The 14,106-nt window shown below is 43.8% G+C and carries 11 protein-coding genes, 10 tRNA genes, 2 rRNA genes and 1 pseudogene (1 of these 24 cut by a window edge); 3 read left to right on the top strand and 21 right to left on the bottom strand.

The genetic code is table 11. From position 1 onward, the window contains the following. Positions 1-242 precede the first annotated feature (242 nt). Together istA and istB are read left to right on the top strand one after the other, a co-directional pair. Entirely contained in the window at positions 243-1,445 is a 1,203-nt protein-coding gene (istA, locus tag ACPF7I_RS00985) for an IS21 family transposase (RefSeq protein WP_430745153.1), read from the top strand. Next, complete coding sequence (gene istB, locus ACPF7I_RS00980) at positions 1,442-2,197, top strand: IS21-like element IS5376 family helper ATPase IstB (protein WP_430745154.1); 756 nt, start codon at positions 1,442-1,444, stop codon at positions 2,195-2,197. Before istA ends, istB begins: the two co-directional genes overlap by 4 nt. A gap of 19 nt (positions 2,198-2,216) precedes the next feature. On the opposite strand, the gene ACPF7I_RS00975 is transcribed toward istB, so the two are convergent. Both ACPF7I_RS00975 and ACPF7I_RS00970 read right to left on the bottom strand, forming a co-directional pair. After that, a complete protein-coding gene (locus tag ACPF7I_RS00975; RefSeq protein WP_430745342.1) occupies positions 2,217-2,441 on the bottom strand; it encodes a hypothetical protein in 225 nt (74 codons plus the stop codon). Positions 2,442-2,514: 73 nt separating this feature from the next. After that, positions 2,515-3,153 (bottom strand): hypothetical protein, encoded by a 639-nt coding sequence (locus ACPF7I_RS00970; protein ID WP_430745344.1) that lies wholly within the window; start codon positions 3,151-3,153, stop codon positions 2,515-2,517. Between the two features lie 244 nt (positions 3,154-3,397). On the opposite strand from ACPF7I_RS00970, the pseudogene ACPF7I_RS00965 reads away from it, so the two are divergent. Then, positions 3,398-3,736, top strand: a pseudogene (locus ACPF7I_RS00965) (acyl-CoA thioesterase); the annotation flags it as partial. 89 nt (positions 3,737-3,825) lie between these two features. On the opposite strand, the gene glmS reads toward ACPF7I_RS00965, so the two are convergent. The 19 genes from glmS to ACPF7I_RS00870 form a co-directional block, all read right to left on the bottom strand. After that, the gene (gene glmS, locus ACPF7I_RS00960; protein ID WP_430745345.1) at positions 3,826-5,628 is read right to left on the bottom strand and encodes a glutamine--fructose-6-phosphate transaminase (isomerizing); all 1,803 of its coding nucleotides are present in this window, start codon (positions 5,626-5,628) and stop codon (positions 3,826-3,828) included. A gap of 390 nt (positions 5,629-6,018) precedes the next feature. Further along, on the bottom strand, positions 6,019-7,365 hold the full coding sequence (glmM, locus tag ACPF7I_RS00955) for a phosphoglucosamine mutase (RefSeq protein WP_430745347.1): 1,347 nt from the start codon (positions 7,363-7,365) through the stop codon (positions 6,019-6,021). A gap of 19 nt (positions 7,366-7,384) precedes the next feature. Next, positions 7,385-8,617, bottom strand: coding sequence for a CdaR family protein (locus ACPF7I_RS00950; protein WP_430745348.1), 1,233 nt, complete (start codon positions 8,615-8,617; stop codon positions 7,385-7,387). Then, positions 8,610-9,431, bottom strand: a complete 822-nt coding sequence (gene cdaA / locus ACPF7I_RS00945) for a diadenylate cyclase CdaA (protein ID WP_430745350.1) — start codon at positions 9,429-9,431, stop codon at positions 8,610-8,612. The genes ACPF7I_RS00950 and cdaA overlap by 8 nt, the downstream gene beginning before the upstream one ends. A gap of 63 nt (positions 9,432-9,494) precedes the next feature. Beyond that, positions 9,495-10,109, bottom strand: coding sequence for a zf-HC2 domain-containing protein (locus tag ACPF7I_RS00940; protein ID WP_430745352.1), 615 nt, complete (start codon positions 10,107-10,109; stop codon positions 9,495-9,497). Between the two features lie 18 nt (positions 10,110-10,127). Continuing rightward, positions 10,128-10,691: an RNA polymerase sigma factor SigW gene (gene sigW / locus ACPF7I_RS00935; protein WP_004577756.1), complete on the bottom strand. Its 564-nt coding sequence runs from the start codon at positions 10,689-10,691 to the stop codon at positions 10,128-10,130. A gap of 124 nt (positions 10,692-10,815) precedes the next feature. After that, entirely contained in the window at positions 10,816-11,712 is an 897-nt protein-coding gene (gene rocF, locus ACPF7I_RS00930) for an arginase (protein WP_004577755.1), read from the bottom strand. A 144-nt stretch (positions 11,713-11,856) separates the two neighbouring features. Further along, positions 11,857-11,929 (bottom strand) — tRNA-Ala (locus ACPF7I_RS00925). A 1-nt stretch (position 11,930) separates the two neighbouring features. Continuing rightward, positions 11,931-12,005 (bottom strand) — tRNA-Gly (locus ACPF7I_RS00920). Between the two features lie 6 nt (positions 12,006-12,011). Continuing rightward, positions 12,012-12,084: transfer RNA gene (locus ACPF7I_RS00915), tRNA-Lys, on the bottom strand. 10 nt (positions 12,085-12,094) lie between these two features. Continuing rightward, a tRNA-Gln gene (locus tag ACPF7I_RS00910) sits at positions 12,095-12,169 on the bottom strand. Positions 12,170-12,186: 17 nt separating this feature from the next. After that, positions 12,187-12,271: transfer RNA gene (locus ACPF7I_RS00905), tRNA-Tyr, on the bottom strand. A gap of 5 nt (positions 12,272-12,276) precedes the next feature. Continuing rightward, positions 12,277-12,352, bottom strand: a tRNA-Thr gene (locus tag ACPF7I_RS00900). A 34-nt stretch (positions 12,353-12,386) separates the two neighbouring features. After that, a tRNA-Val gene (locus ACPF7I_RS00895) sits at positions 12,387-12,462 on the bottom strand. A gap of 8 nt (positions 12,463-12,470) precedes the next feature. Next, positions 12,471-12,542 (bottom strand) — tRNA-Glu (locus tag ACPF7I_RS00890). Between the two features lie 15 nt (positions 12,543-12,557). After that, positions 12,558-12,630, bottom strand: a tRNA-Thr gene (locus ACPF7I_RS00885). A gap of 2 nt (positions 12,631-12,632) precedes the next feature. After that, positions 12,633-12,707: transfer RNA gene (locus ACPF7I_RS00880), tRNA-Asn, on the bottom strand. A gap of 167 nt (positions 12,708-12,874) precedes the next feature. After that, positions 12,875-12,991, bottom strand: a 5S ribosomal RNA gene (gene rrf / locus ACPF7I_RS00875). Between the two features lie 107 nt (positions 12,992-13,098). Beyond that, positions 13,099-14,106 (bottom strand): 23S ribosomal RNA (locus tag ACPF7I_RS00870); it runs 1,918 nt beyond the window's last position.

Below are 14,106 nucleotides of genomic sequence, written 5' to 3'. Positions count from 1 at the left end.
TGAGGATTGATACTATGTTTCTTTACAAATTCCTTTAATTCCTTAAGTTCTAATGGGCGAGAAAATGTGATAGTGGTATTAATATCTTCAACTTTTTTATTTTTGATTTCATTATTTTTTTCGGTAATAAGTTTCTTGTATTTTTCTATATGTTAAAGCCGATGATAAAATCCCCAATATAGCCGGAATAAAATTCCCCACTTACAATAGAACCATAGTGTCAACGAGAGGAGCTATGGTTCATGATTACGAGAGGGGAATTTTTTATGATCAAAGAGATGTACGAAAGGGGAATGAGTATTTCCGATATTGCGAGGGAGTTGGGGATTGATCGGAAAACCGTTCGAAAATATATTCACTCCCCCAATCCCCCTTCCAAATCTAAGCGAAAACAAAGAAAAAGCAAGTTAGATCCATTTAAAGAGTATCTTCAAAAACGAATGTTAGAGGATGGGGTGTTCAATAGCGAAAAGTTATTTTTCGAAATTCGACAACAGGGCTATACAGGAGGAAAGACGATTTTAAAGGACTATATAAAACCTTTCCGAGAAACGGCGAAAAAGAAATACACCGTTCGTTATGAAACGCTTCCTGGTGAACAAATGCAAGTCGATTGGAAAGAAGTCGGGGAGGTGATAATCGAAGGGAGAAAAGTCAAGTTATCGCTATTTGTGGCCACATTAGGCTATTCGCGGATGAAATACGCGGTATTTACGACCAGCCAGGACCAGGAACACTTAATGGAATGCCTGATTCAGAGCTTCAAGTACTTTGGCGGGGTTCCGAAGAAGGTGTTATTTGACAATATGAAGACCGTTACAGACGGCCGGGAACAAGGAGTGGTGAAATGGAATCAACGATTTTCTGAATTTGCGAGTTACTACGGATTTATTCCAAAAGTGTGCCGGCCTTACCGGGCCCAGACAAAGGGAAAAGTCGAACGAGCCATTCAGTATATCATGGATCACTTCTATGTGGGGACAGCGTTTGAAAGCATCGAGGAATTAAATTTCCTTTTACATCGTTGGCTCGATCAAGTGGCGAATCGGAAGCCAAACGCCACTACCGGCATTCCTCCGCAAGAGCGTTGGGCAGAGGAACAGCTGAAACCTCTCCCGTTGAACGATTACGATACGAGCTATCTTTCCTATCGGAAGGTGCATTGGGATGGCAGTTTCTCTTACAAAGGGGAACAATGGCTTCTATCGGCGGAGTATGCGGGCAAAGAAATTCTGGTGAAGGAGCGATTAAATGGGGATATTCGATTGTATTATCGAGGGGAGGAGATTTCTTACTTGAACCAACAGAAAAAAGTGATTTCATTCGCCGAAAAAATCAAAAAGAAACAGACGGAAACGGCCGTCACCATTTCGCCTGTTTCGGTGGAAGTGGATACTCGTCCATTGTCCGTTTATGACACGTTCCTGCGAGGGGAAAGCTCATGAAAGAACAAATACACGAGTATTGCCACCGTCTTCATTTGCCTGTCATGGCAGAGCGATGGTCCGCCATGACAGAATACGCAGCTACTCATAATATACCATATTCGGAGTTTTTATTCCGCTTATTAGAGGCGGAAATCATCGAAAAACAGGAACGATCGATCCAAACGCTCATCAAACTGTCCAAACTGCCATATCGCAAGACGATCGATACGTTTGATTTTACCGCGCAGCCTTCGGTGGATGAGCGCCGGATTCGAGAACTGCTTACGTTGTCCTTTATTGACCGGAAAGAAAATATCCTCTTTCTCGGTCCACCGGGGATTGGGAAGACACATCTGGCTATTTCGATTGGAATGGAGGCGATCGCAAGAGGGTATAAAACGTATTTTATTACCGCCCATGATTTGGTCACTCAGTTAAGAAAAGCCGACCAGGAAGGAAAGCTGGAAAAAAAGCTTCGCATGTTTGTGAAGCCAACCGTTCTCATTATTGATGAAATGGGGTATCTAAAACTGGACCCGAACAGCGCTCATTACTTATTTCAAGTGATCGCCCGGCGGTACGAGCATGCCCCGATTATCCTCACCTCCAACAAAAGCTTTGGGGAATGGGGAGAAATCGTGGGAGACTCGGTATTGGCGACCGCGATGTTAGATCGATTACTGCATCATTCCATCATTTTCAACCTAAAGGGGGAAAGCTATCGATTACGGGAAAAGAGGCTCCAAGAAGAAAAACAGAAGGATCAATGAAAGGTCCTTCTGGGGAATTTTAAACCGGCGATTTCGGGGAAAAAATAATCGGCCTTGACACTATACCTAATTCTGTTTTCTCAATACTTTTATACTGTTCTATTAAATTTGTTTTACTAAAATTTAGCTCTGATTCTTTATTCCCGTTAGAAGTTGCATTTCCAATTTGAACCACATTAAAAGTAAAGACCAACGCACAACTTAGTCCAGTTACTGCTAACAAAACTTTTTTGCTCCAAGCCATCTTAATGACCTCCTTAAAATTATACCTATAAAAGTTCCTTATTTACAATTATTTACTATCAGACTGATTTTAATCATGGTCTTCCAAGGTTGTCCCCGTAAGTAATCGCACGATAGCCACCGCCATTTATGCAGTTGTTGTAGTCAACAAAACCTTTTTTACTCATAGCAAAGTTTAATTGTATTTCTCCACTGTCCCCACTATCTCCATCTCTAAAATCTTCCCAGTTTGTTGTAAAGAAATACTGTTGGGAAGCTACTGTTCCTAATGCAACTACTTCTGATTCTTGGTTATCTACTCCACCGTCTGTCTCAAAATCGAATTTTGGATCGGGTAAATTTGTAGTAGAAACATAGGCACTAATCTCTAAATCAAGTGAATTATCAGGAACAGCTGTCATATCAACAGTAAAATATGCTGCAGAATTGTCACAACTTGTTCCAGGGTTATCTCCACCGTTGTTATATTCCTTGATTTGACTCACGTTATATGAGTCTAAAGTAAACTTACTTTCTGTTCTAATGTAGTAGAAGCCGTCGTATCCGAAATACGATTTGAGACTACCTGTTCTCGGTACGTACGAACCATTGTTGTAATTAGAGTAACTCCAAGATGTTGAATCTCCTATTGTTTCAGCCGCAGTAGTCCCTCCTAATACAAAAGTAGCTAGAATGGCGGCAAGTGGAGATGTGAACAAATTCTTCTTCAACATAATAATAACAACCTCCCTTGAGATTAGTACATTAAATGCATGTCAGTCGCCAAGTGAATTGAATAGTTGATTTGACTTAATATTAAAAAAAAAAAAAACTGTCAACATTTTTTTACATTAATTTTATATAAAGTAAAAAATCGAAGATTGTACTTTATCATTTAAGATCGATGTGCATAGGAAAAATAGGGAGTTCAAACCATCCCAGCTCTTCTTTACTGTAAAAGTGATTAGAACATTTTTAGAACTTGCAGCAATATCCGCCATGCGCCATGCACGAAAAGCAGTCGTCACCGTTTCGATCGACAAAGTTGATTTCATTTCGTCCGCGAAAGTAGGCGATATTTTAAAGCTTGAAGCATTCGTCTACTCGACCGGGCGCACATCCATGAAAGTATTCGTCAAAGTCGAAACAGAAGATTTATTTACAGGCGAGCATCACCTAACAACGACATGCTTTTTAACGATGGTCGCCATCGATCAAAACAAAAAACCAACCCTTGTTCCAAAAGTTATCATTCGCGAACAAGAGGAACAAATCGTACAACTGTATCAGCAAAACAAACGAAACAACAAGGCATAAATATTTACATGAAAAAACCACACGCCCGATTACATGCATCGTAATCAATGGCGTGTGGTTTTTATCACTCAATCATATATGTCTACGCTTTACTCCACCGTTACCGACTTCGCTAAGTTGCGCGGTTTGTCGACGTCGCAGCCACGGTGTAATGCTGCATAGTAAGCAATTAATTGCAATGGCACGACAGACGCAAGCGGCGTAAGCATTGGATGAACAGCTGGAATGACGAAACGGTCGTCCTCCATGTCTAATCCTTTCATGGAAATGATGCACGGATTTGCACCGCGCGCGACAACTTCTTTTACGTTCCCGCGAATGCTTAAATTCACATGTTCTTGTGTCGCAAGTGCGATGACCGGTGTGCCTTTTTCAATTAACGCAATTGTGCCGTGCTTCAATTCCCCGCCTGCAAAGCCTTCTGCTTGAATGTATGAAATTTCTTTTAACTTTAATGCGCCTTCTAATACGACATAATAGTCAACTGCGCGACCGATAAAGAAGCAGTTGCGTGTTGTCGCTAAATATTCGCGCGCAATTTGTTCCATTTCATGTTTTGCATCGCAAAGTGTTTCCATCGCATTCGCAACAATACCAAGTTCTTTTGTTACATCAACATTCAACTCGATGCCTTTTGCTTTTGCAGCCACCGCAGCTAACATCGCAAGTACTGCAATTTGTGCTGTATATGCTTTCGTTGATGCAACCGCGATTTCCGGTCCTGCATGAAGAAGAAGCGTATAGTCTGCTTCGCGCGATAATGTCGAACCCGGCACGTTCGTAATCGTTAACGATTTATGGCCAAGCTCTTTCGTGCGCACGAGCACCGCGCGGCTATCTGCCGTCTCCCCGCTTTGTGAAATATAAATAAAGAGCGGTTTTTCTGATAAAAGCGGCATGTTATAAGAAAATTCGCTTGCGATATGCACTTCAACAGGGATTTTCGCCCAGTTTTCGATCAATTGTTTGCCGACTAAACCAGCGTGATAGCTCGTGCCGCATGCGACGATATATAAACGATCGGCTTCATTTACCGCTTGCACGATTTCTTCGTCAATCGCTAGCTCGCCTTGGTCGTTGCGATATTTTTCAATTAAACGGCGAATGACAAGCGGTTGTTCGTCAATTTCTTTTAACATGTAGTAAGGATACGTTCCTTTTTCAATGTCGCTTGCATCCAACTCCGCTACATATGGCGCACGCTCTACTACTTCACCATTTAACTTTTTAATCGTCACACTTTCTTTTGTGACGATGACGATTTCTTTATCCATTAACTCAACATATTGGTTTGTCACTTGTAACATCGCCAGCGCATCGCTTGCGACGACGTTAAATCCTTCACCTAGTCCAGCTAAAAGCGGGCTTTTGTTTTTCGCTGCGTAAATGATGTCATCATTTTCTGCATCAATTAAAGCGATCGCATACGAGCCTTTCAATAACGAAAGCGTCTTACGAAACGCTTCTTCTACCGATAATCCTTCGTTTACGAACGTTTCAATTAACTGAACAATGACTTCTGTATCTGTATCACTTTGAAACGACACGTGCGCTAAATAATCACGTTTTAACAACTCGTAGTTTTCAATTACCCCATTGTGCACAAGCGTAAAGCGACCTGATGCACTTTGGTGTGGATGGGCGTTGATGCGGTTTGGTACGCCATGTGTCGCCCAACGTGTATGACCGATGCCAAGCGGCGCATCTACATCTTCTGCGACGACGGCACGCAAGTCGGCAATCCGTCCTTTTTCTTTAAATACGTGTACACCTTTTTCATTTAATAACGCAATCCCTGCAGAGTCATATCCTCGATACTCTAACTTTTCTAATCCGTACAATAAAATTTCTTTTGATGGTTGTTCACCAATATAACCAACGATTCCGCACATAAAAAATCCTCCCTAATCATTGGGGCAAGAAGGGGCTCTTGCCCCTTAAATAATTGATGAAATGGCGATGAACGTTCTTTCCTTTGTGCAAAGAGTCGCCTCTTTGTTTTAAGAAAGAACTTGCGGCTGTCATCGCTTCAGCCGGGAGGCATCCGCCGAACACTCGATAAACCTCCTCCTCGTCAACTAAGCTTTTTTCCCGTCCAAGCTTAGTCCAGGCGCTTTTATACAGTTGTTTTCCGCTATCCTCCTTTCATGTAAGATGTCAAACAACAATAGTTTACAACAACAAAGAGGCAAACGTCAATGTGAATCGCTTACCCCTGTATAAACAAAATATGCATAAATGGAATAAACCGTTCCATTTATGCATATCGTTTACCGAAACAATTATTGTGCGCCAAAGCGCTCACGAATAACAGACGCAATGCGCTCGACGTATTGATCGCAAAGTTCATTTGTTGGCGCTTCTGCCATCACGCGAACGAGCGGTTCCGTCCCTGATGGGCGAACGAGAATGCGACCGTTTCCAGCCATTTCTTCTTCTACCTCACGAATGATGCGTTGTACTTCTTCATTTGCAATGGCTTCATGTTTATCCGTTACTTTCACGTTCACGAGTTTTTGTGGATATTTTTTCATTTCTCCCGCTAGCTCAGAAAGCGGCTTTTTCGTCGCTTTCATAATGTTGACAAGCTGTAACGCTGTCAACAGGCCATCGCCTGTCGTGTTGTAATCAAGGAAAATAATATGCCCCGATTGCTCTCCACCTAAATTGTAACCGTTCTTTTTCATTTCTTCCACGACATAACGGTCGCCAACAGCTGTTTGCACACTTTTTATTCCTTGCGCCTCGAGCGCTTTATAAAAACCGAGGTTGCTCATCACTGTTGAGACGACTGTTTGATGTTTTAAGCGCCCTTGTTCATGTAAATATTTCGCACAAATGTACATAATTTGGTCCCCATCAACGATGTGGCCATTTTCATCGACGGCAATTAATCGATCGCCATCGCCATCAAACGCTAAGCCAACATCGGCTCCTTTTTCCTTTACAAACGCAGCCAACGCCTCTGGATGTGTCGAACCGACACCTTCGTTAATGTTTAATCCGTTTGGAGATGCGCCCATCGTAGACACATCGGCATCTAAATCAGCAAATAAATGCGTCGCCAACGACGATGTGGCACCGTGCGCGCAATCAAGCGCGACGTGAATGCCTGAGAAATCTTCGTCTACCGTTTGTTTTAAGTATTGTAAATATTTTTGTCCGCCTTCAAAATAGTCGTTTACTTGCCCTAAATCTTTCCCGATCGGACGTGGCAACGTATCTTGTTCACTATCGAGAAGCGCTTCAATTTCTAACTCTTGTTCATCAGAAAGTTTAAAACCATCCGGCCCGAAAAATTTAATGCCGTTATCTTGAACAGGGTTATGCGAAGCAGAGATCATAACCCCTGCTTGTGCTCCTAACGCTTTTGTCAAATACGCTACACCCGGTGTAGAAATAACACCGAGGCGCATCACTTCTGCTCCGATAGAAAGCAATCCAGCAACAAGCGCTCCTTCAAGCATATGGCCAGAAATGCGCGTATCACGCCCGATTAACACTTTGGGACGGTCTTTATCTTTCGTCAATACGTAGCCGCCAAAACGTCCAATCTTAAAAGCTAGCTCTGGCGTTAATTCGCTATTGGCAATCCCTCGAACACCGTCTGTTCCGAAATACTTACCCATGCTATCGCTCCTTTTGTCATTACTCATTTCTTGTAATACGAATCGTTGCTTCTTTTTGCGGTAGTTTCCAGCGAACGTTTTGAGGTCCATTGACCTCAATAGGCACATCATGTTCACCGATACCTAATTCACTAACGTTTAAGTATACTTCAATATCTTTTAGTTGAATAGCGTTCAATACACGTTGAGCCCCTAAAGCCGTTAGCGTAATATTTTGATCAGCAGGATCGATAAATTCAGCCTTGTATGCGTCGTTTAGTCCAATGATTTCAATTGGAACTTGATCAAACGTTCTCTCTTTTTCTTGTTCCACTTCAATTAAAATTGTAACTTTGGCTGGGTCCACTGCTTTGACCCCTTTTGGTACAGGTACATCGACTTGTAAAGTTGTATTGCTTGTAATATTGCTTAAATCGACTTCAATGCCGCTAATAAATTCGATGTCGTCAATTTTTGCTTTTTGTCCAAAAATCGTTACTTCGCTCGGAATCACTTCCATTTTACTAATGCTTAATCCTTCTCGCAGCGTTCCTTTTCGATCAATTTTTAATGGGACAGTTTTGCTTGGGCTTTTAATTGGCACAGTAATGTCAACGATAGACGGCTCAACATCAAGAGGCAACACATTTCCTTCTTTATCATACACCGTCACTTTCGACTCTCGCTCAATCGTTTCTTCGACTCCTTTTAAATCGACACGTGCCTTCACTAACGCCACTTTGTCAATTAACGTTTTTGCTCCCGTCACTTTCACAATATTTGGCTTAACAATTGGCTGCTCCGGTGAATAACCGTCTGCCATTTGTGATTTATTAATGAAATCCACTTCGACCGGAAAATCTTTTGACACACGCTCGTCAATCGTTACCGTAATTGTAGCTGGATCAATCGTAACGCGTAACTTTTCAGAAATATTTCGGTATTTCAACGGAACTGTATGCTTACCAATTGGCAGTTTAGATAAATCAACATATACTTCAAAATCTCGTTGCAGCTTTGTTGGCGTGACGATGCTTTTCGGTCCCTCAAGCATCACATTAACGGATTGTGGGATACCAGAAACAACAAGGTTTTCTTGATCGTAATACGCCACGACTGGAACGTCCGTCACCGTTTCGACATCGGTTTGCCCGACTGTGTTGCGCGACGTGCTATTAGATTGCGTTTCAATATTGACTGAAACGTAAATCATAAGCGCTAAAAGCAAAGAAAAAATACGTATAAACCATGGGCTATTCATCCATTTATCCACTTTTTTTCGCCCTCCACTGCCAACGGGATGAAGAAGTTGTCTTTGGTTGAACGAGCTCTTTCGTCAGCAATTCTCGCAATACATCTAACTTTAAGTCGCGGTAAAGCTCCCCATTTTTCGTAACAGAAACCGCCCCTGTTTCCTCGGACACAACGACGGTAATGCTGTCTGTCACCTCACTAATACCTAATGCAGCGCGATGCCTTGTGCCAAGTTCTTTAGAAATAAACGGGCTTTCCGATAATGGCAAGTAGCATGACGCTGCGGCAATTTGATTTTTTTGAATAATGACAGCTCCATCGTGAAGCGGCGTGTTCGGAATAAAAATGTTAATAAGCAACTCTGATGAAACATGTGCTTGTAAAGGAATGCCAGTTTCAATATAATCGCCCATACCTGTTTCTCGTTCAATGGAAATAAGAGCCCCAATTCGCCGTTTAGCCATATACTCTGTCGCTTTTACAATCGCTTCGATCATGTGCGTTTGTTCTTCCTCTTCAGGCGTTGTGCTTCGCGAAAACAATTTGCCTCTTCCAAGCTGTTCGAGCGCTCGGCGTAGCTCAGGTTGAAAAATGATAATGATAGCTAAAAAACCCCATGTGATCGCTTGATCCATCAACCATTGCAACGTACTTAATCCGATAAAGCTACTTACAATTCGGACGAGAATGATGACAATAATTCCTTTAAGCAGTTGCACGGCCTTCGTACCGCGCACAAGCATAATAAGCTTATAAATGACGAACCAGACAACAAGAATGTCTACAAACTTAATGAGGTAATTTACAAATGTCGGGAGCTCTCCAAATGGCATTCTTACACTTCCTTCACTCATTCTAATTGCTCTCACATGTAAAAAAGCCATCAATATGGATGGCTATTTCGTTAATGTTTTGGCGATATTGTAACCGACTCTTTTTACATTATACCAAATCCAATCAAATACTTCATTAACTTCTTCAATTTGTCCGGTAACTTCGCCAGCAGAAGCTAAATATTTATGGCCGTTAATGACCGTCACATTGCCGTGCACTTCTCCTTCAATTTTAATATCTCCGTTTCGGACAACAATATCACCTTCAACGACTTTTCCTTCTGGCACGATGACAGTATGATTTTGAACAATTAAATGTTCTTGTTTAGAAAATGAAAATTCATTATCCTCTTGCCAAACTGCCCATAAGCTGCTTGTACTTAACAAGATAAACAGCGATGCGGCGGTTAAAAACGGATGATGAGTAAACCATCGTTTCCAGCGCACGCGACGCTTTTCTCGTGGTAAATTATACATCACTTTTTTCACAAAATCGTCCGAAGGGGTCATGTGTGAAACGTTCTCAACAAAGGCCACTGTTTTTTTCAACGCGTAAAAATGCTCTCGGCATGCTTCGCATTGTTGAATATGGCTGCGCAATTGTTGTTCTTCCTCTTTTTGAATGTCTCCGTCCAAGTAATCATGCATCCATTGGACAATTTTTTCAGAGCATGGCATTTGTCTCACTCCTTTTCATCATAAGTGGCCTAAATGTTTACGCAATGCCTCACGGCCACGATGAATACGCGTTTTCACTGTACCAATCGGCAAGTTTAAAATGTCACTAATTTCTTGTAGCGATAACTCGTCAATATATTTTAAAACGATGACAGTACGGTATTTCTCGGGCAGTTTTAAAATCGCTTCTTGAACCGTTTGCTGCAATTCTAGACTCTCAAGCGCATCTTCTGGAGAGGCACCTTCATCTGCGAGTTGGGAGTACATCGTTAGCCCGTCCGTTCCTGATACCTCTGCGTCTAAATAAACGTCCGGCTTTTTTTTGCGAATACGATCAATGGATAAATTGGTCGCAATACGATAGAGCCAAGATGAAAATTTCATCGTCGGATCGTATGTATGAATATTAACATACGCCCGAATGAACGCCTCTTGGGCAGCATCCTCTGCCTCATGACGATTCCCTAACATACGATAGCACAGTTGATAAATTTTATCTTTGTACATTTCAACAATATCAGCGAATGCACTTTGATCTCCTTTTTTTATCGCTTTAATACGTTGCTTAATAAACATGTCCATTCAATATTTACCTCCGCACGGGGGCTACTATTTTATACGAATAACATAAAGCAAAGTTCCATAAATCGCAATGAGTATGTAAATATTTTTTAAAAAATAGAGAGGGGGACATCATGCCACCCTCTCATACAAGCTTCTCACCAAACAATGATCCCATTAAAGCAACAGCGGTTGCAGCTGTTTTATTCCGTTCATCTAAAATCGGATTAACTTCAACAAACTCCGCTGAAGTGATGATTTGCGCTTCAGCTAACATTTCCATCGCTAAATGGCTTTCGCGATACGTAAGTCCACCAATTACCGGTGTTCCAACACCCGGTGCGTCATGTGGATCAAGTCCGTCTAAATCTAAGGAAAGATGCACACCATCTGTTCGTTCCTTCAAATAAGCAATCGTTTCTTCCATTACTTTTGTCATGCCGAGCCGGTCGACTTCATGCATCGTATATATTTTAATTCCTTTTTCTTTAATTAATTGTTTTTCCCCTTCATCTAGCGAACGAGCACCAATAATTACAATATGTTCTGGTTTTACTTTTGGGCTATAGCCACCAATCATTGTTAAAGCAGGATGACCAAGTCCTAAACTTGCAGCAAGCGGCATGCCATGAATATTTCCAGAAGGCGATGTTTCTTCTGTGTTTAAATCTCCATGTGCATCATACCAAATGACACCTAAATTTTTATAATGTTTAGCCACTCCCGCAAGCGTTCCGATCGCAATGCTATGGTCCCCGCCAAGCACAAGCGGAAAACGGCCTCGCGTCACGACTTCATCAACTGTAGCAGCCAGTTTTTCGTTCGCTTCCGCAACCGCTTTCAAGTTTCGTAATTTTGGATTAGTCACATCTTGTTCGCGCTCCGCACGACCAATTTGAATATCTCCCAAATCTTCGATATCATGGTTTAAACGCTCTAAACGTTCAACAACACCCGCATAGCGAATGGCGCTCGGTCCCATATCTACTCCGCGCCGCGTTTGTCCTAAGTCCATCGGTACACCAATAATCGAAATGTTCATCTTAGTTCTCCTCCCCTCGTTGCATCTGTATTTTATTGTACATGAGGAGAAATAGTTGGCTCAACTCGACAACTTTTTGAATATTTATTCTATGAATAATAACAAAAAACCTTAGGCAAGAGAGTGCCTAAGGTTTCAACGATATGGAGCCTATCGGGATCGAACCGATGACCTCCTGCGTGCAAAGCAGGCGCTCTCCCAGCTGAGCTAAGGCCCCATGGAGCGGAAGACGGGACTCGAACCCGCGACCCCCACCTTGGCAAGGTGGTGTTCTACCACTGAACTACTTCCGCAAAAAGTGAGCCATGGAGGACTCGAACCTCCGACCCTCTGATTAAAAGTCAGATGCTCTACCTGCTGAGCTAATGGCTCATCATATACATGGCTGGGCTAGCTGGATTCGAACCAGCGCATCACGGAGTCAAAGTCCGTTGCCTTACCGCTTGGCTATAGCCCATTGATGAAACATCACAATGGTGGAGGGGGACGGATTCGAACCGCCGAACCCAAAGGGAGCGGATTTACAGTCCGCCGCGTTTAGCCACTTCGCTACCCCTCCGCGGATGGTGCCGGCTGCAGGACTTGAACCCGCAACCTACTGATTACAAGTCAGTTGCTCTACCAATTGAGCTAAGCCGGCGCAATCTTTAATTACTCTAGCCACATGATGTATATGGTGGAGGATGACGGGATCGAACCGCCGACCCCTTGCTTGTAAGGCAAGTGCTCTCCCAGCTGAGCTAATCCTCCATAAGAGATGACCCGTACGGGATTCGAACCCGTGTTACCGCCGTGAAAGGGCGGTGTCTTAACCACTTGACCAACGGGCCAATATGCGACACACAAGCTTCCAACCGGGCTTGAACCGGTGACCTCTTCCTTACCATGGAAGTGCTCTACCAACTGAGCTATGGAAGCACTGGCTCCGCAGGTAGGATTCGAACCTACGACCGCTCGGTTAACAGCCGAGTGCTCTACCACTGAGCTACTGCGGAATGATCCGTTAAAGTTAATCTATTTGTGCTTCATCAACATGTTACGTAACTTTACTGCCTCTTCCTCTACTCGCACACTCCACGATGACGGATGCGTCGAGGCAACTCGAAGCTTAATCGATGAAGCATCGCTCGTCACTGAGCTACTGCGGAATAACTTATCTTTTGCCCGGCAACGTCCTACTCTCGCAGGCGGTGTCCCGCCAACTACCATCGGCGCTGGAGAGCTTAACTTCCGTGTTCGGGATGGGAACGGGTGTGACCTCTCCGCCATCGCCACCGAGCAATAATGCTTTAGACAAATGTTATTATAACGGAATATTTTTTGTTGTCAAGCTTTTTTATTCCTTCAAAACTAGATAACAGGTTAGCCTACGCTTTTCTTGTGTGCTTAGTTAAGTCCTCGATCGATTAGTATCCGTCAGCTGCACGTGTCGCCACGCTTCCACCTCGGACCTATCAACCTTGTCATCTTCAAGGGATCTTACTCGCTTGACGCGATGGGAAATCTCATCTTGAGGGGGGCTTCACGCTTAGATGCTTTCAGCGCTTATCCCTTCCGCACATAGCTACCCAGCTGTGCCCCTGGCGGGACAACTGGTACACCAGCGGTGCGTCCATCCCGGTCCTCTCGTACTAAGGACAGCTCCTCTCAAATTTCCTACGCCCGCGACGGATAGGGACCGAACTGTCTCACGACGTTCTGAACCCAGCTCGCGTACCGCTTTAATGGGCGAACAGCCCAACCCTTGGGACCGACTACAGCCCCAGGATGCGATGAGCCGACATCGAGGTGCCAAACCTCCCCGTCGATGTGGACTCTTGGGGGAGATAAGCCTGTTATCCCCGGGGTAGCTTTTATCCGTTGAGCGATGGCCCTTCCATTCGGAACCACCGGATCACTAAGCCCGACTTTCGTCCCTGCTCGACTTGTAGGTCTCGCAGTCAAGCTCCCTTCTGCCTTTACACTCTTCGAATGATTTCCAACCATTCTGAGGGAACCTTTGGGCGCCTCCGTTACGCTTTGGGAGGCGACCGCCCCAGTCAAACTGCCCACCTGACACTGTCTCCCACCCCGATCAGGGGTGCGGGTTAGAATCTCAGTACGACAAGGGTGGTATCCCAACGGCGACTCCACCTAGACTGGCGTCCAGGCTTCTCAGTCTCCCACCTATGCTGTACATGTCGCACCAACATTCAATATCAGGCTGCAGTAAAGCTCCACGGGGTCTTTCCGTCCTGTCGCGGGTAACCTGCATCTTCACAGGTACTATGATTTCACCGGGTCTCTCGTTGAGACAGTGCCCAAGTCGTTACACCTTTCGTGCGGGTCGGAACTTACCCGACAAGGAATTTCGCTACCTTAGGACCGTTATAGTTACGGCCGCCGTTTACTGGG

The sequence above is a fragment of the Anoxybacillus dikiliensis genome, assembly GCF_050613275.1.
GTDB lineage: Bacteria > Bacillota > Bacilli > Bacillales > Anoxybacillaceae > Anoxybacillus.
This window is presented reverse-complemented; position numbering and strand designations above follow the sequence as displayed.

Bases quoted from the DNA above. Each gene is read 5' to 3' on its own strand.
- istA (WP_430745153.1), top strand. From the start codon at position 243: ATGATTACGAGAGGGGAATTTTTTATGATCAAAGAGATGTACGAAAGG.
- istB (WP_430745154.1), top strand. From the start codon at position 1,442: ATGAAAGAACAAATACACGAGTATTGCCACCGTCTTCATTTGCCTGTC.
- ACPF7I_RS00975 (WP_430745342.1), bottom strand. From the start codon at position 2,441: ATGGCTTGGAGCAAAAAAGTTTTGTTAGCAGTAACTGGACTAAGTTGT.
- ACPF7I_RS00970 (WP_430745344.1), bottom strand. From the start codon at position 3,153: ATGTTGAAGAAGAATTTGTTCACATCTCCACTTGCCGCCATTCTAGCT.
- glmS (WP_430745345.1), bottom strand. From the start codon at position 5,628: ATGTGCGGAATCGTTGGTTATATTGGTGAACAACCATCAAAAGAAATT.
- glmM (WP_430745347.1), bottom strand. From the start codon at position 7,365: ATGGGTAAGTATTTCGGAACAGACGGTGTTCGAGGGATTGCCAATAGC.
- cdaA (WP_430745350.1), bottom strand. From the start codon at position 9,431: ATGCCATTTGGAGAGCTCCCGACATTTGTAAATTACCTCATTAAGTTT.
- ACPF7I_RS00940 (WP_430745352.1), bottom strand. From the start codon at position 10,109: ATGCCATGCTCTGAAAAAATTGTCCAATGGATGCATGATTACTTGGAC.
- sigW (WP_004577756.1), bottom strand. From the start codon at position 10,691: ATGGACATGTTTATTAAGCAACGTATTAAAGCGATAAAAAAAGGAGAT.
- rocF (WP_004577755.1), bottom strand. From the start codon at position 11,712: ATGAACATTTCGATTATTGGTGTACCGATGGACTTAGGACAAACGCGG.